At 58.8% G+C, this 21,262-nt stretch carries 18 protein-coding genes and 1 pseudogene; 12 read left to right on the forward strand and 7 right to left on the reverse strand.

Features of this window, described 5'->3' with window-relative positions:
• Positions 1 to 66 precede the first annotated feature (66 nt).
• Positions 67 to 1,392 (forward strand): ABC transporter substrate-binding protein, encoded by a 1,326-nt coding sequence (locus PMI36_RS08705; RefSeq protein ID WP_008073831.1) that lies wholly within the window; start codon positions 67 to 69, stop codon positions 1,390 to 1,392.
• Between the two features lie 44 nt (positions 1,393 to 1,436).
• A complete protein-coding gene (locus PMI36_RS08700; RefSeq protein ID WP_008073832.1) occupies positions 1,437 to 2,207 on the forward strand; it encodes an ABC transporter ATP-binding protein in 771 nt (256 codons plus the stop codon).
• Positions 2,208 to 2,220: 13 nt separating this feature from the next.
• Here PMI36_RS08700 and PMI36_RS08695 read toward each other — a convergent pair whose 3' ends face one another.
• Genes PMI36_RS08695 through msuE form a run of 3 tightly spaced genes read right to left on the reverse strand, consistent with a single transcriptional unit; the run spans position 2,221 to position 5,093 of the window.
• Entirely contained in the window at positions 2,221 to 3,324 is a 1,104-nt protein-coding gene (locus PMI36_RS08695; RefSeq protein WP_008073833.1) for a sigma-54 interaction domain-containing protein, read from the reverse strand.
• A gap of 8 nt (positions 3,325 to 3,332) precedes the next feature.
• Complete coding sequence (locus PMI36_RS08690) at positions 3,333 to 4,520, reverse strand: acyl-CoA dehydrogenase family protein (RefSeq protein ID WP_008073834.1); 1,188 nt, start codon at positions 4,518 to 4,520, stop codon at positions 3,333 to 3,335.
• A gap of 9 nt (positions 4,521 to 4,529) precedes the next feature.
• Positions 4,530 to 5,093 (reverse strand): FMN reductase, encoded by a 564-nt coding sequence (gene msuE / locus PMI36_RS08685; RefSeq protein ID WP_008073835.1) that lies wholly within the window; start codon positions 5,091 to 5,093, stop codon positions 4,530 to 4,532.
• 892 nt (positions 5,094 to 5,985) lie between these two features.
• On the opposite strand from msuE, the gene PMI36_RS08680 reads away from it, so the two are divergent.
• Both PMI36_RS08680 and PMI36_RS30860 read left to right on the forward strand, forming a co-directional pair.
• Positions 5,986 to 6,612 carry a polysaccharide deacetylase family protein gene (locus PMI36_RS08680; RefSeq protein WP_238543587.1) on the forward strand — a complete coding sequence of 209 codons (627 nt, stop codon included), beginning with the start codon at positions 5,986 to 5,988 and terminating at the stop codon, positions 6,610 to 6,612.
• Positions 6,613 to 6,700: 88 nt separating this feature from the next.
• A pseudogene (locus tag PMI36_RS30860) lies at positions 6,701 to 7,059 on the forward strand (Nramp family divalent metal transporter); the annotation flags it as partial.
• A gap of 71 nt (positions 7,060 to 7,130) precedes the next feature.
• Here the strand turns inward: PMI36_RS30860 and PMI36_RS08675 are convergent.
• The 4 genes from PMI36_RS08675 to PMI36_RS08660 form a co-directional block, all read right to left on the reverse strand.
• Positions 7,131 to 8,087, reverse strand: coding sequence for a 2-hydroxyacid dehydrogenase (locus PMI36_RS08675; RefSeq protein WP_008073837.1), 957 nt, complete (start codon positions 8,085 to 8,087; stop codon positions 7,131 to 7,133).
• 32 nt (positions 8,088 to 8,119) lie between these two features.
• Positions 8,120 to 8,878: an SDR family oxidoreductase gene (locus PMI36_RS08670; protein WP_008073838.1), complete on the reverse strand. Its 759-nt coding sequence runs from the start codon at positions 8,876 to 8,878 to the stop codon at positions 8,120 to 8,122.
• A gap of 42 nt (positions 8,879 to 8,920) precedes the next feature.
• Complete coding sequence (locus tag PMI36_RS08665) at positions 8,921 to 9,613, reverse strand: fumarylacetoacetate hydrolase family protein (RefSeq protein ID WP_008073839.1); 693 nt, start codon at positions 9,611 to 9,613, stop codon at positions 8,921 to 8,923.
• A gap of 99 nt (positions 9,614 to 9,712) precedes the next feature.
• Positions 9,713 to 11,062 carry an MFS transporter gene (locus PMI36_RS08660; RefSeq protein ID WP_008073840.1) on the reverse strand — a complete coding sequence of 450 codons (1,350 nt, stop codon included), beginning with the start codon at positions 11,060 to 11,062 and terminating at the stop codon, positions 9,713 to 9,715.
• A gap of 585 nt (positions 11,063 to 11,647) precedes the next feature.
• On the opposite strand from PMI36_RS08660, the gene PMI36_RS08655 reads away from it, so the two are divergent.
• The 8 genes from PMI36_RS08655 to PMI36_RS08620 all read left to right on the forward strand — a co-directional run bounded on the left by PMI36_RS08655 (position 11,648) and on the right by PMI36_RS08620 (position 21,219).
• Entirely contained in the window at positions 11,648 to 12,580 is a 933-nt protein-coding gene (locus PMI36_RS08655; RefSeq protein ID WP_008073841.1) for a helix-turn-helix transcriptional regulator, read from the forward strand.
• Between the two features lie 332 nt (positions 12,581 to 12,912).
• On the forward strand, positions 12,913 to 14,190 hold the full coding sequence (locus PMI36_RS08650; RefSeq protein ID WP_008073842.1) for a cystathionine gamma-synthase family protein: 1,278 nt from the start codon (positions 12,913 to 12,915) through the stop codon (positions 14,188 to 14,190).
• Between the two features lie 150 nt (positions 14,191 to 14,340).
• Positions 14,341 to 15,771 carry an amino acid permease gene (locus tag PMI36_RS08645; RefSeq protein WP_008073843.1) on the forward strand — a complete coding sequence of 477 codons (1,431 nt, stop codon included), beginning with the start codon at positions 14,341 to 14,343 and terminating at the stop codon, positions 15,769 to 15,771.
• A 58-nt stretch (positions 15,772 to 15,829) separates the two neighbouring features.
• A complete protein-coding gene (locus PMI36_RS08640; RefSeq protein WP_008073844.1) occupies positions 15,830 to 16,720 on the forward strand; it encodes a LysR substrate-binding domain-containing protein in 891 nt (296 codons plus the stop codon).
• 16 nt (positions 16,721 to 16,736) lie between these two features.
• The gene (thrC, locus tag PMI36_RS08635) at positions 16,737 to 18,116 is read left to right on the forward strand and encodes a threonine synthase (protein WP_008073845.1); all 1,380 of its coding nucleotides are present in this window, start codon (positions 16,737 to 16,739) and stop codon (positions 18,114 to 18,116) included.
• A gap of 22 nt (positions 18,117 to 18,138) precedes the next feature.
• On the forward strand, positions 18,139 to 18,576 hold the full coding sequence (locus PMI36_RS08630; RefSeq protein ID WP_008073846.1) for an Lrp/AsnC family transcriptional regulator: 438 nt from the start codon (positions 18,139 to 18,141) through the stop codon (positions 18,574 to 18,576).
• Positions 18,577 to 18,752: 176 nt separating this feature from the next.
• Positions 18,753 to 19,796: a homoserine dehydrogenase gene (locus PMI36_RS08625; protein WP_008073847.1), complete on the forward strand. Its 1,044-nt coding sequence runs from the start codon at positions 18,753 to 18,755 to the stop codon at positions 19,794 to 19,796.
• A 10-nt stretch (positions 19,797 to 19,806) separates the two neighbouring features.
• The gene (locus PMI36_RS08620) at positions 19,807 to 21,219 is read left to right on the forward strand and encodes an aldehyde dehydrogenase family protein (protein WP_008073848.1); all 1,413 of its coding nucleotides are present in this window, start codon (positions 19,807 to 19,809) and stop codon (positions 21,217 to 21,219) included.
• The last annotated feature ends 43 nt before the right edge of the window (positions 21,220 to 21,262 follow it).

The raw sequence follows: 21,262 nt of genomic DNA on the forward strand, positions 1-21,262 counted from the left end.
AAGTGCCGATTGCTCTGTATCCCTTTGGTTGACCCTTCACTTGATTACTTGATAAGGAAAACATTGATGTTGAAACGATCTCTACTAAGTAGCCTCGCCCTGGCTGTCAGCCTGAGCACTGCCACGTTGACCGCGCAGGCGGATAACGAACAGTACTTCCCGCTGCAGAGCTATCGGGTCGGTCCTTATGCCGCCGGTGGTACCGGGTTTTTTGGTGGTTTTATCGACTACCTCAAATACGTCAATGCCAATGGCGGGGTCAACGGCGTCAAGCTGACCTGGAGTGAGTGCGAAACCGAGTACGTGGTCGAGAAGGGCGTGGAGTGCTACGAGCGTCTGAAAAAAGGCCTCAATGGTGCGCCGGCTGCCGCCACTAACCCGCTGTCGGTGGGCATCGCCTATGCCACCCTTGAGCGTTCGACCGCGGACAAACTGCCGCTGATCACCATCAACCACGGCCGCACCGACTCCACTGACGGCAGCGTTTTCCCCTACGCCTTTCCCTTGCAGCTGAACCCGTACTCCGAAGTCTCGGCGATCATCAACTACATCGGCCAGCAGGCCGGGGGGCTGGACCAGCTCAAGGGCAAGAAGATCGTCACCCTGTATCACGGCTCGCCCTACGGCAAGGAAACCAATGAGGTGTTGCAGACCCTGGCCGACAAGTACGGGTTCAAGCTGACCCTGCTGGAAGTGCCCCATCCGGGTAACGAGCAGCAGTCGCAATGGCTCAACATTCGCCGGGAAAAACCCGACTGGGTGATTCTGCGCGGCTGGGGCGTGATGAACCCGGTGGCGTTGAAAACCGCGCAGAAAGTCGGCTTCCCGGTGGATCACATCATCGGCAACATCTGGAGCAACTCCGAGGACGATGCCGCCCCGGCCGGTGCCGCCGCCAAAGGCTTTATTGCGATCACCACGCACCCCTCGGGCACCGATTTCCCGGTCTTGCAAGGCATCCAGCAGCAGGTGGTGGCCAAGGGCAATGGTGACCTGGCTGATCCGAAACGCTTTGGCACCGTGTATTACAACCTGGGGGTGGTGAACGGCATTCTCAACGTTGAGGCCGTGCGCATTGCCCAGGAAAAATTCGGCAAGCAGCCGCTCACCGGCGAGCAGGTGCGCTGGGGCTTCGAGCACCTCAAGCTGGACGATGCCCGCCTCAAGGAGCTGGGTGCACTGGGCCTGGTGCAACCCTTGCAGCTGTCATGCTCGGACCATGAAGGGGGCGGTGCGGTGCGCTTCCAGCGGTGGGATGGCAGCCAGTGGAAACTGATCAGTGACTGGGTGCAGGCCGACCGTGCCTTGCTCAGACCGATCATCGAAGCCTCGTCGCACCAGTACGCCAAGGAAAAGGGCATCACACCGCGCGATTGCAGTCAGGACAGCTGAGATGTGAATCGGGAGGCGTCCCGGTTTTTTTGGGGGAGAGCAACATGAACCAAGTACCGATCTTGCAGATCGACGCGATTGAAGTCCTGTACGAACAGGCAATCCTCGCCGTGCGCGGGGTATCCCTGGCGGTGCCGCAAGGACAGATCGTGGTGTTGCTGGGGGCCAACGGTGCTGGCAAAAGCACCACCTTGAAGGCCGCCGCCAATCTGGTGAGGGCCGAGCGGGGCGAGGCGGTGCAGGGGCGGATTATTTATCGAGGCGAGGATGTCACCCGCAGCACGCCCCATAGCCTTGTTGCCAGCGGCCTGGTGCAGGTACTGGAAGGCCGGCATTGCTTTGCCCAACTGACAGTGGAGGAAAACCTGCTGACGGGTGCATTTGCGCGTCAGGTGTCCCGCGGGCAACTGAAGGCCGATCTGGAACGCATCTACAGCCAGTTTCCGCGCCTCAAGCTGCGGCGCAAAAGCCTGGCCGGCTACACCTCCGGCGGTGAACAGCAGATGGTTGCGCTCGGGCGGGCGCTGATGGCCCGGCCACAGCTGGTGTTGCTGGACGAACCTTCGATGGGCCTGGCACCGCAGATCGTCGAGGAGATCTTCGAGATCATCCATCAGCTCAATCGGCGCGACGGCGTGAGCTTCCTGATTGCCGAGCAGAACATCAACCTGGCTCTGCGTTACGCCCAGTACGGCTACGTGCTGGAAAGCGGCCGGGTCGTCAGCGAAGGCACGACCGGGCAGTTGGCCGCGCGCAGTGATATTCAGGACTTCTATCTGGGGGGCGGGACAGCGGGTAAAGGAGCAGCTGCTTGACCGCTAGCACCAGTCAGATCGACAGGTTGACCACTTTGACCGTCCGGGCGTCTTGTGCCGGGCGGCGTTTGTTCACCACCAGCTCACCAACCTTGATCAGCATCGCGCGGGTGATGTTGCGACTCAGCCCCAGCAGGCTGGCGGTGTGTACCTGGTTGTAGTGGCTGAAGCGATAGGCCGCGCGCAGCAGCGCTTCCTCGACCCGCTCGTGGAGGGCGCCGCTTTCTTCCTCGAACAGCTTCTGGAAGGCTTGCTGCAACAGGGCGTCGGCACTGTCGTCCTGGACGGTATTGCTGGCGTCCTGGCGTTCGATACGCAGGTTGGACAGGTGCAGGTCCTGGACACGGATCAGATTGTTACGGCAGATCAACAGGGTGTGGTGAATGACGTTTTCCAGCTCGCGAATATTGCCCGGCCATGAGTAATTCACCAGCTTCTGTTCGGCTTCGGTATCCAGCACCACTTCGCCATAACCCAGCCGACGACTGTACTCGGCGATGAAGTGGCGGATCAGCGGCAGGATGTCGCCCGGTCGCTCGCGCAGCGGGCTGAGCTCCAGGCTGACCACGTTCAGCCGGTAATAGAGGTCTTCGCGAAAGTGCCCGGCGTTGATGGCTTTTTCCAGCTGCACGTTGGTCGCAGCCAGCACCCGTACATCGATGGGGATGCTTTTGCGTGAACCCAGGCGAACCACTTCACGCTCCTGCAGCACCCGCAGCAACTTGACCTGGATCGGCATCGGCAAGTCACCGATCTCGTCGAGGAACAGCGTGCCGCCGTTGGCTTCCTCGAACCAGCCGGCCTTGGCGCTCAGGGCGCCGGTGAAGGCGCCTTTTTCGTGGCCGAACAGTTCGGCCTCCACCAGGCTTTCGGAAAACGCGCCGCAGTTGACCGCGATAAACGGCTTGTTGCGACGGGCGCTGAGGTTGTGCAGATGACGGGCCACCAGTTCCTTGCCGGTCCCGGTTTCGCCGATGATCAACACGCTGGCGTCACTGGGCGCGACCTGTTGCAGGTGCGCCAGCAGCGCCTGTGATTTCGGGTCTTCGAAGACTTGCGCAGTGGCGCGTATCGAGGTGGCCAGGGCTGGTGAGGGCGGCAGCGTGAGTAGTTGCATGGTGGGGCCTATGAGTAAAAGGACGGAGTGGGTAGCGTCTTGTTGAGCGCCCAGTCACCCAGTTCATGGAGCTTGTAGTCCACGGGGTCGTGCAGGGTCTGGGTGCGCAGGTTGCGCCAGTGACGATCAAGGCGCAGCGCGGCATGGGTGGCGCGGGCGCCAGTCACTTCAAACAGGCTGCTGGTCAGGTCCAGGCCGGTGCGGGTGGCGGCGACCTTGGCGGTGGCAATGGCCAAGGCCAGTTGGCCACGCTCCTCGGCGCCGAGCCGGTGCTCCTTGCTCCAGGCTTGGTCGAGCAGGGCGTTGGCGCGTTCAGTGAGCAGGCGCACGCTTTCCAGCCCGACCCAGAATTCGCCATAATGGCGCAGGACATAGGGGTCCTGATTGGCCTGGCTGACGTTGGCCTTGAACCAGGGGCGCGTTTCCTTGAGGGTGTAATTGCGGGCCTCTTCGAACGCGCCCTCGGCAATGCCGAGGAAGATATTGACGAAGGTCAGTTGGGCGATCAGCGGGCGCAGGCAGGCAAAGGGCGTGCTCAGCGGGCCGGGATCTAGCAGCAGTTCATTCTCTTCCACGCGCACCCGTTCGAAGGTGGCGCTGCCGCTGTCGGTCTGCCGTTGGCCGATGTTGTCCCAGTCGCCGTGCAAGGTGATGCCGGTGCGATGACTGGGAATGGCGGCGATCAACAGCTTGCCGCTGGTGGATTCATCCAGCGCCGAGGCAATCAGCATTTCCGAATCGGAGGCGCCGGAGCAGAAACTCTTGCGCCCGGAAAACTCGCGATAGCCTGCAAATTTTTTTGACAAGGTGCGGGTGTCCAACGGGTTAAGGGCATTACCCCAGAACCAGTTGTTGCGCGCGGTCTGTTCGAACCAGGGCTGCCACTGTTCGGGCCGGGAAAACAGCCGTACCGTGGCCAGCATCAAATGCTGGAAGCCGAACACATGGGCGATCGAGCTGTCGACCCTGGCGAACTCGCGCACCACTTCCAGGGTGTCGCTCCAGCTGGCGCCAAGGCCACCGTATTGCTGGTCAATTTTCATCGCCAGCAGACCGCAGCGGCGCAACTCGTCGCGCTCGGCTTTCGGCGTGCCGCCCAGATGGTCGCGTTCGGCGGCGGTTCGGGAAAACTCGGCGGCGAGCGTCCGGGCGATCTGCAGCGGGGTTTCAAGTCTGGATGTATGGATAGCGGTCACAGGCTGTCCTCAGGCTGTTTTCCGCAAGTCGGCGGCATTGGCGGTGAACAGCGGTGCGGCCCGTTCGACTGCCAGGCGGATGCGTGTTTTCAGCGCTTCGCTGCTGATCTGGTAATTCGTGAAATCGGCCTCCGAGGCATACACGCCAAGGGGCAGGGTCACCGACTGGAAGAAGCTGAACAGCGGGCGCAACTGATGATCGATTACCAGCGCATGCCGGTCGCTGCCACCGGTGGCGGCCAGCAACACCGGGGTGTCGATCAATGCGTCCTGGCCAATCAGGTCGAACAGGTGCTTAAACTGGCCCGGGTAGGCGCCACGGTAGACAGGTGCGGCCACAACCAGCAGGTCTGCCGACTCAATCGCACTCAACTCGTACTCAACGGTTTCCGGCAGCTCCTGACGGGACATGGCGCTGCCCAGTGGGCGGACAATGTCGCCCAGTTCGATGATGCGGCTTTCGATTGGCAGGTACTGGCTCAGCTCGGCAACGATGGCCTGGACCAGCACCAGGGTGCGCGACGGACGATAGGTTCCACCGGAAACGGCGACGACTTTAAGTGGGGTGCTCATGGGGTCTGTTCCTGTTCGAGTTGCGGGATGTGCAGCCATCAGAGCAAGAGTTGTTCCAAGGTTAAAATAACTATTAAAAACAATAAGATGGATTAACATGTTATCTCGGCTGCTGTTGCCCGGGCAGCTAACTGTTGAGCGACTGTTGCCTGAGCAACAATGGCGCTTCTGTTTACCGGGCAACACTGCCGCATCCATGAATTAAATGTAAATGATCTAAAAAACATCAAGTAAATACTTTTTGGTTATTAGCTTAAGGCTTTGTCTGGTCGCCAGTGCCGGGTGAGTCGCCTTTGGCTGGCCTTGGCAGGCCGATATCAGCGGGGAACGCCTCTCGCTGCGGCAAAGTGTTGCTCAGCCAATAGCGGTTCAGCATCACTGTTGGGCGGGCGACAGTGCAGTCGACCCAGGCCGCCGACGCCGAATCGAGCCAGTTGCCGAGATATCACTGACCCAGTCTGACTCTTCGCGTACCATTGCCTGTGCTGTATTTGTGCCGATTTGGGGGGGCATCCTTGCGTCGGCACGTGGGTCAATTCGGCGTCGGCGTCTACAGTTGGGGATTGATCACGTCGACCGCCCTGAGTTTGGTTTTCGTTCCGGTGGTGTTCAGTTTTATGGACGATTTGCGAAGATATCTCGCGGAAAAACGAGGGCCATTATTGACCGTTCCATTGCTTCGGTTCGTCCTCAGTATCTTTCCGATCCCGCAGCCTTAACATGCGCACTGATGCACCGGCGCGAAAGTCACCTAGGCCGCCGCTTCGTCGCTTCTTGCAGCTGCATTCGGAAGTATCAGCTCAAATATTCGTCCAGGTTGCTGGATTCTTCTGCAAAGCGCTCGATCAGAAATTCGAGAAGGGCGCGTACGCGAGGTGCCATATACCGGCACATGATCGGCGAGGCCGCTCGGCGGCATCCCGAAATCGCAAGAGAGATCGTTGCGCGCGGCCATGAAGCGGCCGGACACGGTCCTCGCTGGAGTTCCCAGTATGCGATGAGCCGCGAGGAGGAGAAGCAGTTCCTCATCCAGGCAGCCAGCATGGTCGAAGAAGTCACAGGCCAGCGACTGATAGGCTACAACTGCAACTGGCTGCGGCGTGGTCCGAACACGTTGTCGCTGCTACAAGAGTTGGGCTACGTCTACCACATCGACGATCTGAGTCGCGATGAGCCTTTCATCGAACAGGTCAACGGCAAGGACTTCGTCGTGGTGCCATATACACTGCGCAATAACGACATCCTGCTAATTGAAGGCCGCAACTATTCGCCGACCCAGTTCCTGGAGCAGATCAAGCTGGATTTCGATCAACTCTACGAAGAAGCCTGCACACGCCGTCGCATGATGTCGGTCAGCGCTCATGACCGCATCAGCGGCTCGCCGCAGATGGTGAGGGTCTGGGACGAGTTTCTGCGTTACGCCAAGAGCCGGCCGGGGGTCGCATTCATGCGCAAGGACGAGATTGCACGCTACATCCAGAACAGCCCGCTGACTCCGCGCGAAGCTGAAACACTATAAAAACATGCTTTCTGCCAGCGGCGCTTTGGACAGCGGAGTCAAATGTCCGCTCTTGGGATCTATACGGTAGCCCAGCACCTGAAACGGCTTGTTTGCCAGCATTTCAGGCAAGATTACCGCGTTCCCGATGCTGATTACCGATGCCTTCCAACACGTTCGTCCTGAACGTCGCGAAAAGTACGGCAAAGAGTTTCATCATGATCCGATGCACAAATGGTTCATGCTTTTTATCCTCGTCACGCCGTTGATCTGGTCGTTGCAAGGCATGCCGGATTTCGTGACCTGACCATTGGTGTCAGTGCGTTGAACATTATTGGCTTGCCGGTCATTTCCCTGGGCCTGCTGATCATGTCCAACCAGAAGACACTGCTGGACAAGAAATATCGCAACAACCTGTTTGAAAACATCGCGCTGCTCTTTGCTACAGGCCTCGCACTGTGGGTCGCCTGTTGGGCGTCGATCTGTTTACCTGACACCGAGCCGCCAAGGGGACGCAACGTCTCCTCGGCGGCCAACGTTCAGTCAGTCACGGAACCCTGCGGTATTCTCCCGGCGAAACTGTCCACCAGGCTCGCCACCACCATCTCTCCCATCCGCGTGCGGGTCTGCAGCGTCGCACTGGCGCGATGGGGCTGCAGTACCACGTTCTCGTTGCCGAACAGTGTCTCGGGGACGTTCGGTTCATCGACAAACACATCCAGTGCCGCCCCCGCGATCTCTCCAGCGGCCAGTGCCGTCACCAGATCGACCTCGTTGACCAGCTTGCCCCGCGCCACGTTGATCAGATACCCGTCCTTGCCCAGCGCCTGCAGCACATCGGCATTGATGATGGCTTCAGTCTTGTCGGCAGCAGCCGCGAGAATCAGCGCATCACTGTGGCTGGCCAGCTGCTTCAGATCGGCGATGAAGGTGTGGTTCACGTCGCTCATGGGTTGTAAATCGGTGTAGCTGATCGGGCAACCGAACGCCGCGGCTCGGGTCGCCACTGCACGGCCGACCCGGCCCATGCCGACGATCCCGATGCGCATGCCCGACACCTGACGCGCCAACGGCAACGGGGCCAACGGCGTCGGGCTATGGGGCCATTGGCCCGAACGCACGTAACGATCACTGGTGCACAGGCCTCGGCACACGGCAATCAACAAACCGATGGCCAGGTCGGCGACATCTTCGGTCAGCGCCCCGATGGTCGCGGTCACGCGGATCCCGCGATCCCTGGCGTAAGCCAGGTCCACCGCATCCGTGCCCACGCCGTTGACCGCCACCACTTCCAGTTTCGGTAGCTGCGCCATCAGCGCCTGACTGATACCGGTATGCCCGCCGGTGATCACCCCGCGAATGTTCGCGCCGTGTTCCTGCAAATAAGCCTGCTTGTCGGCCTGCTGGAAGTAGCGTCTGACGGTAAACAGTTCATCGAGCCGCGCGTTGATTTCGGGGATCAGGATCGGGCTGAGCTGCAAGATTTCTGGTTTCATGTAAACCTCCCGTAACGGAATAAAGAGCCGGTTCAACCGCGACCGGCAAACGGCATGGCGCTGGCCATGACGGTCATGTTCAGGACGTTCGCCTCCAGTGGCAGACCGGCGATGTAGCGCACGGCGTCGGCCACATGCTTGACGTCCACCATCGGCTCCACGGCGATGGTGCCGTTGGCCTGGCGCACGCCTTTGGTCATGCGCACCGACATCTCGGTCAGGGCGTTGCCGATGTCGATCTGGCTGCAGGCGATATTGAACTCCCGCCCGTCCAGGGCCAGTGATTTGGTCAACCCCAGCACCGCGTGTTTGCTGGCGGTGTAGGCGCTGCTGAAGGGGCGCGGGGTATGGGCCGAGATCGAGCCGTTATTGATGATGCGTCCACCCTGTGGCTGTTGCCGGCGCATCAGCCTGAAGGCACCACGGGCGCAGAGGAAAACGCCGTTGAGGTTGGTGTCGATCACGTTTCGCCACTGCTCGAACGTCAGCTCATCGAGCGGCACTGCCGGGGCGTTGACCCCGGCGTTGTTGAACACCACATCGAGTCGCCCGTATACCTCGGTGAGGGTGGCAAACAGCGCATCGACACTGGCCGGGTCGCGCACATCAGTCGGCACCGCCAACGCTTCGTGTCCTTCGCTGAGCGCCCATTCGACCAAGGCCTGCAACGGCTCCGGCCGACGTCCGGCCACTACCAGGGTGAATCCGTCGGCCATCAGCGACAGGGCCACGGCGCGGCCGATTCCGCTACCGGCGCCGGTGACCAGGGCCACTTTCAAAGGACTGTTCATGTTGTTATCTCCTTTCTCAATTCACGAGGGCGTGAGCCGGGTTCAAGATCGTGGACCGACGCGCATTTCCAATTGGCCGATGCCGTCGATCCCGGCGTTGATGATGTCGCCCGGTTGCAGCACATCGACGCCTGCCGGGCTGCCAGTCATGATCAGGTCACCGGCCCGCAGCGCTACCGACTGTGAGATGCGGCTGATGATTTCACTGACCGACCAGATCTGGCTGTCGAGGCTGTCGCGCTGGCGCTCTTCGCCGTTGACGTTCAGCCACAACTCACCATCGGGATGTCCTGCCCGCGTGATCGGCACGATGGCGGTCATTGGCGCGGCGCCGTCGAACACCTTGGCACCTTCCCACGGCAAACCATTGCTTTTGGCCGCGCGCTGGACATCACGACGGGTCAAATCAAGGCCGGCGGCATAGCCCCAGACATAGGCCAGCGCCTGACTCTGCGGAATATTGGCACCGCCTTCACCGATGGCCACGACCAATTCGATTTCGTGGACAAACTCTTCGGTCAACGGCGGGAAAGTCACTTCACCCGCCGCATCCACCACGTTGCTCGCCGGTTTCATGAAGAACACTGGCGGTTGGCGGGACTGGCCTTGGGTATCTGGCCAAGGGTAGTTGCGGCCGACACAAAACACCCGGCCAACGGGAAAGCGCTGCTGGCTGCCAGCAACCGGCAAGGTCACGGGCAGATCCGGGGTAAACACATACTCGGTCATCGTCATTTTTGTAGTCGTCCTGTTAGAAGCGTCAGCGTACGGCGGCAATCTTTTGCGAAGTTGGACGAAAGCCGCCTTGTGTTGGAGAAAAACGGTTTTTTTGACTCAGCGCGCCTTGAGTTCGATGCGATACAAGCGACCGAGCAGCAACGAATAGGACAAGGTACCGACCAGCGCCACGCCGCCGATGAACCAGAAGGCGTAGGCAAAGGAGCCTGTCGCGTGGACGATGCCGCCAATCACAATCGGAGTGACGATCCCGCCGATGTTGGCGGCCAGGCTGGTGACTCCGCCGGTCAGTCCGATCAATTCCTTGGGCGCGACTTCCGACACCGCCGCCCATGACGACGAAGCAATTCCTTGGGCGAAGAAGGCAATGGTCAGCACGGCAATGCAGATCACGTTCGAGTCGGTGAAATTCACCAGCACAATCGACATCCCCAGCATCGATCCGACTACCAAAGGCAACTTGCGAGCGAAGGACATTGAATAGCCACGGCGAATCAGCAAGTCGGAGATGATGCCGGCCAGCAGAATGCCGACCGTTGCACCCACGAACGGCAGCACCGCGAAGATCCCGGCCTTGATCATGGTCAGCTTGCGTTCTTCGATCAGGTACGTCGGGAACCAGGTCAGGAAAAAGTACAACGCCGAGGTGCTGGCGAACTTGCCGATGCAAATCGCCCAGATCTGCCGATAACTGAACAGCTCGGCGATCTGCCGCCAGTTGAACCGGGTGCGTTCCTGACTGCTCTTGACCAGTCCGCCACCGGCTTCGATGTACTTCAGTTCTTCCTGGCTGACGTTCTTGCAGCTCAGCGGATCGCGGTATACGTAGAGCCAGATCACACCGAACACAATGCCGAGTATCCCGGTGCTGTAGAAAACATGGCGCCAGTCATAGGTCGTGGCCAGCCATAACAGCACGCCGGTAAACAGCGCCGTGCCCAGATATTGGCCGCACACGTAAATGCTGCTGGCCAGGCCCCGTTCGCGGGCCGGGAACCATACCGTCACCGCACGGCTGTTGGCCGGAAACGCTGGAGCCTCCATGGCGCCGACCGCCAGGCGCAGCCCGAACAGCGAAGCGAATCCTGTGGCAAAGCCCTGGCACACGGTGACCGTCGACCAACTGATCAGCGATACCCCGTAGGTGAAGCGGGAACCGAAGCGATCGGCAATAAACCCCGCAGGCACCAGGGCGAGGGCGTAAGTCCAGGCAAACGCGGAAAAAATCAGGCCCATTTCGATCTTGTCCAGGCCCAGGTCCTTGGCGAGGAACGGTGCGGCAATCGAGATGTTCACGCGGTCGATGTAATTGATGATGGTCGCAATCAGCAGCAATGACAGCATGAACCAGCGCCGACGCGTCGGCAGTCGCTGAGGCAACAGGGCGTCCCGGGCGCCGGCACTCACCGACGGCGCGGTGGACGGAGAGGTTTGCGAGTTCGACATGAGTAGACCTTTTTATTGTTAGAAGAATCGAGATGTTCGCGCGCAGCCGAAGCCGTGCCCGCAGTGCCGGGGCAGAGCAATCGCTACTTGAATGAGAGGCGCGGACAGCCGCTGTCAGGCGCTCAAATACGCCTTCGGACTGGCTCGATCGGGGGAGGGTTGGCGAGAGGGAAAAACAGGTTCATCACTTGCGCACCTTTTGATTGTTTTTGGAAGGTTCGGGCTGCATTGGCTATCACAGTGGTCGTACAACTTCTCAAAATCAACGGAGGCGTTAGATCGTTTTTTCTTCTAAAAAAGGCGATGAATACAGGTGTCCAAGAAAAAACAAATCAGCGTATTTCCTTGGTTATGCTTTATTTGTTTCATAAGTTAATGTTTTTAAATGATTAATTATCTTTGTGTGCATGTAGATTTTTTGGACAGGCGACACATCACACACGGATACAATTAATTCTCTATATTGCATTGTCATCCTATGACGTGTTGAAGCCAGCGGTGTCTGCCTTCACAATCACCGCGGTCGCCGCCTGCATCGCGGCGCGACGACAATCTGTCCATGTACCTGTAGAGGATCCTCAGGCGATGTCGTCACCGAGTCGAGTGCCCACTTACGTCATGCAGCAACGCAGCGAATTGACGGACTTTTACATCCGCGACAAAAAGGGCCGGCACGCCGAAACCAGTCCGCATCGCCATGAGTATTTCCAGATCCAGATTAACCTCGGTGGCGATACCGTGCAGCACATCGGCAATGTCGAACGTCCGTTTCCGCGCAATACGCTGGCCTTCATCCTGCCGCATCGCGTGCACGTGATTCCGCATCCGGCCGACAGCAATTTCATGGTGATCAATTTTTCCCAGACCTTCCTGCTACCGCACTTGCAGTGTGACCCGATGGATCTGGAGGAGGTCTCGATTCTGCTGGCGCCGGAGTTGTCGCCGTTTCGCTTTCAGGAGCATCTGGATTTCATTCTGGCCGATGAAGACTTCAGTAAAGTCTGTGCCCTGATCGAGCAGATGCGAGTCCTGGATGAGAACCGTCAATTTGGCACTCGCGAGATGCTCAAGGGGTTGTTGCTGCAACTGGTGGGGAGCGTTTGTGCCTTGTATGCCGAGCCGCTCAAACGACTGGCCGAAGAGAATGCCGCCGAAGTAAGCCGGCGCGACGCGCTGAGCAGGATGTCCGAATACTTGCGCAAGAATATTGCCGACCCCGATCTCAACCTGATCAAGGTGGCTGCTGCGACCTACCTGTCACCGACGTATCTGACGCACTGGTTGCGCAAGGAAATCGGCAAGACTTTCACTGAGCTGGTGCTCGAACGCAGGATGCACGCGGCACGCAATTATTTGCTCAATGGGACACGACCGGTGGGGGAGGTGGCGAGGTTGTGCGGTTTCGCTGACGAAGCTTATTTCTCCCGACGCTTTCGCCAGATACATGGCCAGCCTCCCGGGCAATTCAGACGTCAGCAACTCAATCCCGATACTCCGCAGTCACCGTCCAACACGTGATCGACAGTTGTAGGTGATGTGGCGGTAGCTACGAGGTCGATTTGGGCGCACCGGATTGGCCGAAATCGGAGCAGGTACTCAGGCGCTAGATTGGTATTGCATCCATCCAGTCCAGTTTGTCGTTACGCGAGGTCAAGACCAGTAGCCGTCAAAGTCCAAAAAAAATAGGCCCTGAGAAAATTCTTCGCCATCGCTTAATACGTTCAGCCATTAAAAAAAGCAGCCCTTTGGCACCGATAACATCGTTTCTCGGGCGTACCGTTTTTCAATATATTGGTCGCCAGATCTGGTGAATGACTAAACATTCACCACCCTCAGTGCGAGTAGTCTTAATGAACAATAAACCTGACAAAGCAGGGCTAGATAACGCCGGAGCGGGGACCCGAGCGGTCTGGGGTGGGGAGCAAGTCAGGCACCCCTACAACGCCACTCAAACACCGATCGTGGTCAGCGCCGCTTACGGTTATGACGACATCGACGTCTGGTACGACGTTGCGTTGGGCAAAACGCCGGGCTTTATCTACAGCCGCATGAGCAACCCGACGGTCGAGACCCTCGAAGCAAAAATTCGCGAGTTGGAAATGGCCGAGTCCGCCGTGGCCTTCAGCAGCGGCATGGCGGCAATCAGCAGTGTACTTTTCACCTTCCTGGCCAATGGCGATCGTGTGGTGTCGACCAAGGACAGCTACGGTGGCACCAACAAGATTTTCGAAGAATTCCTGCCGCGCACGGGCGTTGAGGTGACCTTGTGCGAGACGTTCGATCACGAGGAGATCGAGCGTGAAATTGCCAAAGGCTGCCAGTTGTTGTACCTGGAAACGCCGACCAACCCGACCTTGAAAATACTCGATATCCAGCGTTTGGTGGCTGCGGCCAAGCGCGTCGGTGCCGTGGTGGTGGCGGACAACACCTTTGCCACGCCGCTGAATCAGAACCCCTTGGCGTTAGGGGTGGACGTGGTCATCCACAGCGCGACCAAGTTCCTCAGCGGTCATGGCGACGTGCTTGGCGGCCTGGTTTGCGGCAGCGAATCCTTGATGGCCAAGGTTCGTCATTATCGGGAAATCAACGGTGCGACGCTCGATCCGTTCTCGGCCTACATGATTATCCGGGGCATGAAAACGCTGGTGCTGCGCATGCGTCAACAGCAACGCAGTGCCCGTGCTCTGGCGGAGTTCCTCTGCACCGAACCGCTGGTGGAGTCGGTCAATTATCCCGGCTTGCCCGGTCATCCGAACCACGCTGTGGCGTGCACGCAAATGTCCGGCTTCGGCGCCATCGTCAGTTTTGTTCTGGTCGGTGGGATGGACACGGTCAAAGTGCTCTTGCCACGTCTGCGATTCGCCCACTGCGCGGGCAATCTCGGTGCAGTGGAAACCATTTACGGCCCGGCCCGGACCACCAGCCATGTCGAGAACACGCTGGAGGAACGACTGGCTCTGGGTATCTCCGAAGGACTGGTGCGGGTCTCAGTCGGCATTGAAGACACTGACGATCTGCTCGACGATTTAAAGCAGGCGTTCGCCTTTGTCAGGTGTTCGCGCGATGAGCTGGCACAGGCAAACACACAGCACTCAAACAACAAAACGTGCATCGAGGCAGCAAGCTGAAGTTTTAACGTTAGTACCTCACGACAAGGCCGTTAGTGAGGCGTTCATGAAGTGGAATAATAATAAAACCAGTGGCGACCTGTTTTGACTCTGCCCCGTGACTCATCGCAGACGTTATTGCGCGCCCTAACAACTTTCATGAGAGCAACCATGTCCATAAAAGAAGAACAACTCAACACACGTACCGGCTTTAAACAGGAAATGCAGACGCGCCATATTGTCATGTTGGCATTGGGTGGCGTCATTGGTACCGGGCTGTTTCTCACGTCCGGGTACACCGTTAACCAGGCCGGTCCGTTGGGTGCGGTCATCGCTTATATCATCGGCGCACTCATGGTTTACATGGTCATGATGTGCTTGGGCGAATTGGCAGTGCAGATGCCGGAAACGGGTTCGTTCAGCACCTACGCTACGCGTTTTCTCGGACCCGGCACCGGCTACACCGTGGCGTGGTTGTATTGGCTGACCTGGACTGTGGCAATCGGCTCTGAATTTACCGCCGCCGGTATTTTGATGGCGCGTTGGTTTCCGGATACGCCTGTATGGATTTGGAGTGCGCTGTTCGCAGGCTTGGTGTTTCTGACCAACGTGATATCGGTGCGCTTGTTCGCTGAGACTGAATTCTGGTTATCACTGGTCAAAGTGGTGACCGTGGTGGTGTTTCTGCTAATCGGTGGTGGCGCGATTCTCGGCCTGCTGCATATCGATCAGGCTCACAGTATCGGGCTGAGCAACTTCACTCGCGAGGGGCTTTTCCCTACCGGTTTCATGTCAATTGCCATGACGTTACTGGCGGTCTCCTTTGCGTTCTCCGGCACTGAATTGATTGGCATCGCCGCGGGTGAAACCAAGGACCCCCAGCGTAATGTGCCGCGTGCCATTCGCACTACAGTGCTACGCCTGGCAATCTTTTTCGTGGGGACCATTTTTGTCCTGGCGACCTTGTTACCCCGTGAACAGGCCGGGCTCGTAGAGAGTCCGTTCGTCACCGTGTTCACCTACATCGGGATTCCGTACTCCGCAGACATCATGAATTTCGTGATCATCAGTGCCTTGTTGTCGGCTGCCAACTCCGGTTTGTACGCTGCTTCACGGATGCTCTGGACCCTGAGTGACCAAGGTCACCTGCCCAAGCAGTTCTCGGCCCTGACCCGCATGGGCACACCACTCAACGCCATTATCGTCAGCATGGCCGGTGGCGCCGCATCGTTGCTCAGTAGCGTGTTTGCCGCCGATACCATCTATCTGGCACTGGTGTCGATATCTGGGTTGGCGGTGGTGGTGGTGTGGATGAGCATTGCCGCGAGCCAGATTGCTTTTCGCCGTCACTATGTAGCCAATGGAGGCGATGTCCGCGATCTTAAGTTTCGCGTCCGGGGTTATCCGTGGGTGCCACTGGGAGCGCTAATCTGCTGCAGCCTGGCGTGTGTCGGGATTGCTTTCGACCCTGAACAGCGGGTAGCTCTGTACTTCGGTTTGCCATTCATCGCCTGGTGCTATTTCGTGTATTACATTACCCGCAAAAGCCGCGAGCGACGCTTGTCGGTTACCCCCTTGGCACAACCTTCCGATGCGTACTAGGCACTGTCGACGGGGTGGGCAAGCGTGCTCGGTGGAGGGGGGCATTGAGGCTCAGACCATGAAGCAAAAGACGTTACCCCCATTGAACTGGTTGCGGGCATTCGAGGTGTCCGCCCGTTGCCTGAACTTCACTCACGCTGCCGAAGAACTGTTTTTGACCCAGGGTGCGGTAAGCCAGCAGATCCGCCAATTGGAAAACCATCTGGGGGTGGCGCTGTTCAAGCGCTTGCCCCGTGGCCTGGGGCTGACCGAGGAAGGACAGGCCTATCTGCCGGTTGTGCAAGATGCGATCACTCGACTGGCGGTAGGGACCAACGAAATTTTTGGCCAGCACAAACGCCGGCCGATCAAGGTGCGCGGCAGCCTGGCGTTTTTCGTGCACTGGCTGGCGCCCAAGCTGGTGGGCTTTCGCCAGGCCCATCCACAGGTCGACATCCGCTACATCAGCAACATCTGGGTCAAGGAACTGGATGGTGAGGATGACATGGAAATTCGCTGGGGCCATGGTCAATGGCCCGGCCTGGTGTCGCAGCGCCTGACTTGGGACACCCTGTTTCCGGTCTGCTCGCCAGCCCTGATGGCGAACTCGCCGCTGACGGTGCCGGCGGACGTGGCGCACCATCCGTTGTTGCATGTCCTGGGTTACGAAGAGGGTTGGGGTTACTGGTTGAACATGGTCGGTGCGGATACCGTCGATTCGTCGACAGGCATGCAGTTCGACACACTGATTTCCACTTTGCGCATGGCCGAGTTGGGACAGGGGATTGCCCTGGCCCGGTCCTCGATGGTTGATGAAATGCTTCAGGACGGGCGACTGATCGAACCCTTCGACCAGCGCATCGAAGCCAGCGAGTCGTTTTACCTCGTACGCGGTTCCGGGGCCGACCAGCACCCCGACGCGGTCATGTTTTCCACCTGGCTGGTCGAGCAGGCACATCGTTTCAAATGAATGGCCGGAGCCAACCATGCGCTATGTAAGTACCCGAAATTCGGCCGTTCAAGTCGATTTCGAAAGGGTCGTGTTGTCTGGGATTGCAGAGGACGGTGGGTTGTTCGTGCCGCTCGAACTGCCACTGTTCGAACCGCAGGACATCGCCAACTGGTCGACGTTGCCCTATGACGAACTGGCCTATCGAGTGATGAGTCCGTTTGTTGGCGAGACGATCTCCGAGGCGGACCTCAAATGCATGCTCAAGGAGGCTGGCAGCCAATTCAGCCATCGGTCCCTGGCACCTTTGCATCAGGTAGATCGCAACGAATGGGTGCTGGAGCTGTTCCATGGGCCTACCCGTTCCTCGAAAGATTTTGCCGCCCAGTTGCAGGCACGGCTGGTGCAGTACTTTCTGCGCAAACGCGGGCGCCGCGCGGTGGTGCTCGGTGCCACCAACGGCGATACCGGGCTGGCGGCCATCGAGGCATTCAAGCACTGCGACGAAACGGATGTGGTTGTGTTTTACCCGGAGGCAGGTGTACCGCAAGACCAACTCCAGCACCTGCAAGCGGTGGCGCATCCCAAGGTTCATCAGTTCGCTGTGAATGGCAGCTTCGATGAGTGCCAGACCATCGTCACCCGGCTGTTCCTGCAGTGGCCGTGCATGCAGCACGAGGCGATTAGTTTCAACTCCAGCAACTGGGTCAGTGTGTTGGCACAACTGGTGTTTTATTTCCACGCCGTGCTGCAACTGGGGGGCGGTCAGCGTCCGATCGGTTTCAGCGTGCCAGCCGCGAGTTTTGCCGAGGTCTATGCCGGCTACATCGCGCAAAAAATGGGCTTGCCGATCATCCAGATGATCGTTGCGACCAATCAGAATGACGCGTTGCATCAGTTGTTTCTGAAGAACCACTACTCCCGGTTGCCAGCCAACAAGACCTTGTCGCCGGCCATGGACCTGTCGATCTTTTCTAACCTGGAACGTTTTCTCTGGGAGCTCTACGGGCATGACGATCGGGCCGTGAGCGCGCTGATGGCAGCGTTCGAATCCAACGGCGAGATGACCATCGCCAACGAGTTCTGGTTACAGGCGCGGATGATCATCGACTCTTACGCGGTCAGTGATGAGGAGACGCTGAAGGAAATCACCTCGCTGTATCACGACACCGGTTACGTTATTGACCCGCATACCGCCACCGGTGTCCTCGCGGCCAGGTTGTATCGCCGAAGCCTGGTGGCGCCGATGGTTACCCTGGGTGAAATCTCGCCGGCCAAATCGGCGGTGCTGCTCGGCGAGTTGGGGATCAGCACGCCGGCGCAACACAGCCCGGTCGCGAAGCAAGGGCCGGCGCAGCTTTACCGGATTAAACCGGACGACCTCGACACCATCCATCAGCTGCTCGGCGCGCTGTGAAGGCGCGGAAACAGGAGGCCAAGTGAAGCGAATTCTGGACCCTCTCGATGAACACATCATCGCGGAACTGCGGCTCAATGCCCGGGCTGCCCACGCCGAGCTGGCGGCGAAGGTCAATCTGTCGCGCAATGCTGTGCGTCAGCGCATCGAACGGCTTGAGCGCGACGGGGCGATACAGGGTTATACGGTACGCACGGGGGAGGGGCGACAAGCTTCTTCGAACATCAATGCGGTGATTTTTGTCTACCGCTACGACCGCATGCGCGGCGCGGAAGTGCTGCAGGCCCTGCGGGCAATACCGGAAGTCATTCAGTGCGATGTGATGAGTGGCGAGTTCGATCTGATGCTGCGGGTCGGCGCTGCCAGTCCGGAGCGGGTGCATAAGGTCTGGAATGAAATCTCCGCGTTGCCCGGGGTGGAAAACACCGTGACCTCATTCGTGCTGTCGTCCGTCGTCTAACCTTTTTATCGTTCTGAAAAAAGCCAACCTGTGTTGGCTTTTTTTATGCTTGGCGTTTTGCCCGGGTGCAGGTCATAACGCCCACAAAATAGAGCAAATTGGCCTATTCCACTGCCCTGGTCGCGCCCCTAACCTAGAGCCCAACAACCCATCACCCGGATCAAGGGCATAAAAAAATGACTGAATACAAACTGGCGCTTGTCGGCTTCGGCGGTGTGAACCGGGCATTGGCTCAGCTGATTGCCGAACGTAACGAAAACTGGAAAACCGAACTGGGTTTCACTCTGAAAATCGTTGGCGTGACCGACCTGTTTCTCGGTTCGGTGATTGGCCGCGAAGGGCTGGACGCCGCGTTGCTGACCAAGCTGCCGGCAGTCAAAGGTGCATTGGCGCAGCTTCCGGGTGGCGAAGCAGATGCCCTCAACGAAGCGGTGATCAAGGACTGCGGCGCAGACATCATTGTCGAAGCCACTTTCACCAATCCGGTAGACGGCGAGCCGGCCACCTCCTTCTGCCGTTGGGCGCTGGAACGGGGCAAACATGTAGTCACCACTAACAAGGGACCCATTGCCTTGCACGGCGCCGAGCTTAATGAACTGGCTCGATGCAATAACGTCGCCTTTGAATACGAAGGTGCGGTGATGAGTGGTACGCCGGTTATTCGCCTAGCCAAGCAGTCGTTGGCAGGCAGTTCGATAATCGGTTTTGAGGGGATTCTCAACGGCACGTCCAACTTCGTTCTCACCTGCATGGAAGGCGGCCTGGGGTTTGCCGATGCGGTCAGCAAAGCACAGGACCTAGGGTATGCCGAAGCCGATCCGACTGCGGATGTCGAGGGGCATGACGTGCGCCTCAAGGTGGTGATCCTGGCCAATGAACTGCTGGACGCCAAGCTGAACGTCAGCGATGTCAGGTGCAGCGGTATTTCCTCACTCGACCTTGGCGACATTGAAAAAGCCCGGCAGGACGGGGCTCGCTGGAAGCTAATCGGCGCAGCCATGCGTCATGCCGATGGGGCGATCAGTGCCAGTGTCGAACCGCGTCTGTTGAAACACGATCATCCGCTGGCCGGTATTTCCGGTGCCACCAATGCCGTGTCGTTTACCACCAATCTGCTCGGCGCGGTGACGGTTTCGGGGCCGGGGGCAGGGCGCATGGAAACAGCGTTTGCGCTGCTTTCGGACATCATCAGCATCCACCAGTCTGTTGCGTGCAACTAGGAGAAAGCCTGTGAATCTATCACGTCTGTCCCTGGCTATTGTGGAGCCGAAAATCGAAGTCTTTAACCCCTTTGACGGCACCGTCATCGGGACCGTCGCGGATGTCTGTGCGTCGCAAGTGCCACAGCTGCTGGAGACCGGACGCAGCGGTGCGCGGGTGTGTGCCGGGTTACCGCGTCATCGTCGGGCACGCATTCTCGAGCAGGCTGCATTGAACATCGAGCTTGATGCCCAAGCGTTTGCCCGGCTGATCGTCGACGAAGCCGGGAAGACCCTCAAGCAGGCAGAAAAAGAAGTCAAACGCTGCGTCAACACCCTCAAGCTTTCTGCCGAAGAGGCCAGGCGTAATGCCGGGGAAGTGGTGCCTTTCGACGCCTATGAGGGTTCTGAGTCGCGCCAGGGCTGGTTTTCCCGCGAACCCCTGGGGCTGATCGTCGCGATTACCCCGTACAACGATCCGCTGAATCTGGTGGCGCACAAGCTCGGTCCCGCCATTGCCGGCGGCAATGCGGTGATTCTCAAACCGTCTGAGCTGGCGCCGTTGTCGGCCATCAAATTGGTGTCGTATCTGGTCATGGCAGGGTTGCCCGAATCGGTGGTCACGGTCGCCACTGGGGGGGCGGAACTGGGCAAGGCCTTAGTCGCATCCCGTGAGGTGCGGATGATTTCCTTTACGGGCGGCTTCGTCACCGGGGAGCAGATCGCACGCACCGCCGGCCTGAAGAAACTCGCCATGGACTTGGGCGGCAATGCGCCGGTGATCGTCATGGGCGACTGCGACCTTGAATCTGCCGTCGAGAGTTGCCTGTCGGGAGCCTTTTGGGCGGCGGGGCAGAATTGCATCGGTACTCAGCGCCTGCTGATTCAGGCACCGATTTATGAAGCGTTCCGTGAGCGTTTCGTCAACCAGGCCAAGGCGCTTGTGAACGGCGATCCTATGCGTGCCGACACTGATATCGGCCCGATGATTACCCCGCAAGCCGCGCAGAATGCCGAGCAAGTGGTGAACGACGCGTTGCAAGAGGGCGCCACATTGCTCTGCGGCCATCGGCGCCAAGGCTCGTGCTACGCCGCTACGGTATTGGAAAACGTCGATCATTGCAGTCGGCTGTGGCGCACCGAAGTCTTCGCGCCGGTGGTGGTTTTGCAGCTTTTCGAAACCTTCGATGAGGCCATCGCATTGGCCAACGAGCCCGAATACAGCCTGCATGCGGGGATCTTCACCAATGATCTGGCCACGGCCATGAGCGCCGCACGAAGAATCGAAGCCGGGGGTGTGATGATCAACGACTCCTCCGATTACCGCTTCGATGCAATGCCGTTTGGCGGCTCCAAGTATGGAAGCCTGGGCCGGGAAGGAGTGCGCTTTGCCTATGAGGAAATGACCCAACCCAAGGTGGTGTGCCTGAACACGCTGGGTTAATCGATTTGAGGAACATCTCATCAGGTCGTTTTGCATTGGGAAG

Origin of the sequence: Pseudomonas sp. GM79 (assembly GCF_000282495.1) — a bacterium.
In the GTDB taxonomy this organism is placed as follows: Bacteria; Pseudomonadota; Gammaproteobacteria; order Pseudomonadales; family Pseudomonadaceae; genus Aquipseudomonas.

Excerpts from the sequence above, each read along its gene's own strand:
- PMI36_RS08650 (WP_008073842.1), top strand. The coding sequence starts at position 12,913 with ATGAACAATAAACCTGACAAAGCAGGGCTAGATAACGCCGGAGCGGGG.
- PMI36_RS08695 (WP_008073833.1), bottom strand. The coding sequence starts at position 3,324 with ATGCAACTACTCACGCTGCCGCCCTCACCAGCCCTGGCCACCTCGATA.
- PMI36_RS08625 (WP_008073847.1), top strand. The coding sequence starts at position 18,753 with ATGACTGAATACAAACTGGCGCTTGTCGGCTTCGGCGGTGTGAACCGG.
- PMI36_RS08670 (WP_008073838.1), bottom strand. The coding sequence starts at position 8,878 with ATGAACAGTCCTTTGAAAGTGGCCCTGGTCACCGGCGCCGGTAGCGGA.
- PMI36_RS08655 (WP_008073841.1), top strand. The coding sequence starts at position 11,648 with ATGTCGTCACCGAGTCGAGTGCCCACTTACGTCATGCAGCAACGCAGC.
- PMI36_RS08640 (WP_008073844.1), top strand. The coding sequence starts at position 15,830 with ATGAAGCAAAAGACGTTACCCCCATTGAACTGGTTGCGGGCATTCGAG.
- PMI36_RS08680 (WP_238543587.1), top strand. The coding sequence starts at position 5,986 with ATGATCGGCGAGGCCGCTCGGCGGCATCCCGAAATCGCAAGAGAGATC.
- PMI36_RS08645 (WP_008073843.1), top strand. The coding sequence starts at position 14,341 with ATGTCCATAAAAGAAGAACAACTCAACACACGTACCGGCTTTAAACAG.
- msuE (WP_008073835.1), bottom strand. The coding sequence starts at position 5,093 with ATGAGCACCCCACTTAAAGTCGTCGCCGTTTCCGGTGGAACCTATCGT.
- PMI36_RS08660 (WP_008073840.1), bottom strand. The coding sequence starts at position 11,062 with ATGTCGAACTCGCAAACCTCTCCGTCCACCGCGCCGTCGGTGAGTGCC.
- thrC (WP_008073845.1), top strand. The coding sequence starts at position 16,737 with ATGCGCTATGTAAGTACCCGAAATTCGGCCGTTCAAGTCGATTTCGAA.
- PMI36_RS08675 (WP_008073837.1), bottom strand. The coding sequence starts at position 8,087 with ATGAAACCAGAAATCTTGCAGCTCAGCCCGATCCTGATCCCCGAAATC.
- PMI36_RS08665 (WP_008073839.1), bottom strand. The coding sequence starts at position 9,613 with ATGACGATGACCGAGTATGTGTTTACCCCGGATCTGCCCGTGACCTTG.
- PMI36_RS08700 (WP_008073832.1), top strand. The coding sequence starts at position 1,437 with ATGAACCAAGTACCGATCTTGCAGATCGACGCGATTGAAGTCCTGTAC.
- PMI36_RS08705 (WP_008073831.1), top strand. The coding sequence starts at position 67 with ATGTTGAAACGATCTCTACTAAGTAGCCTCGCCCTGGCTGTCAGCCTG.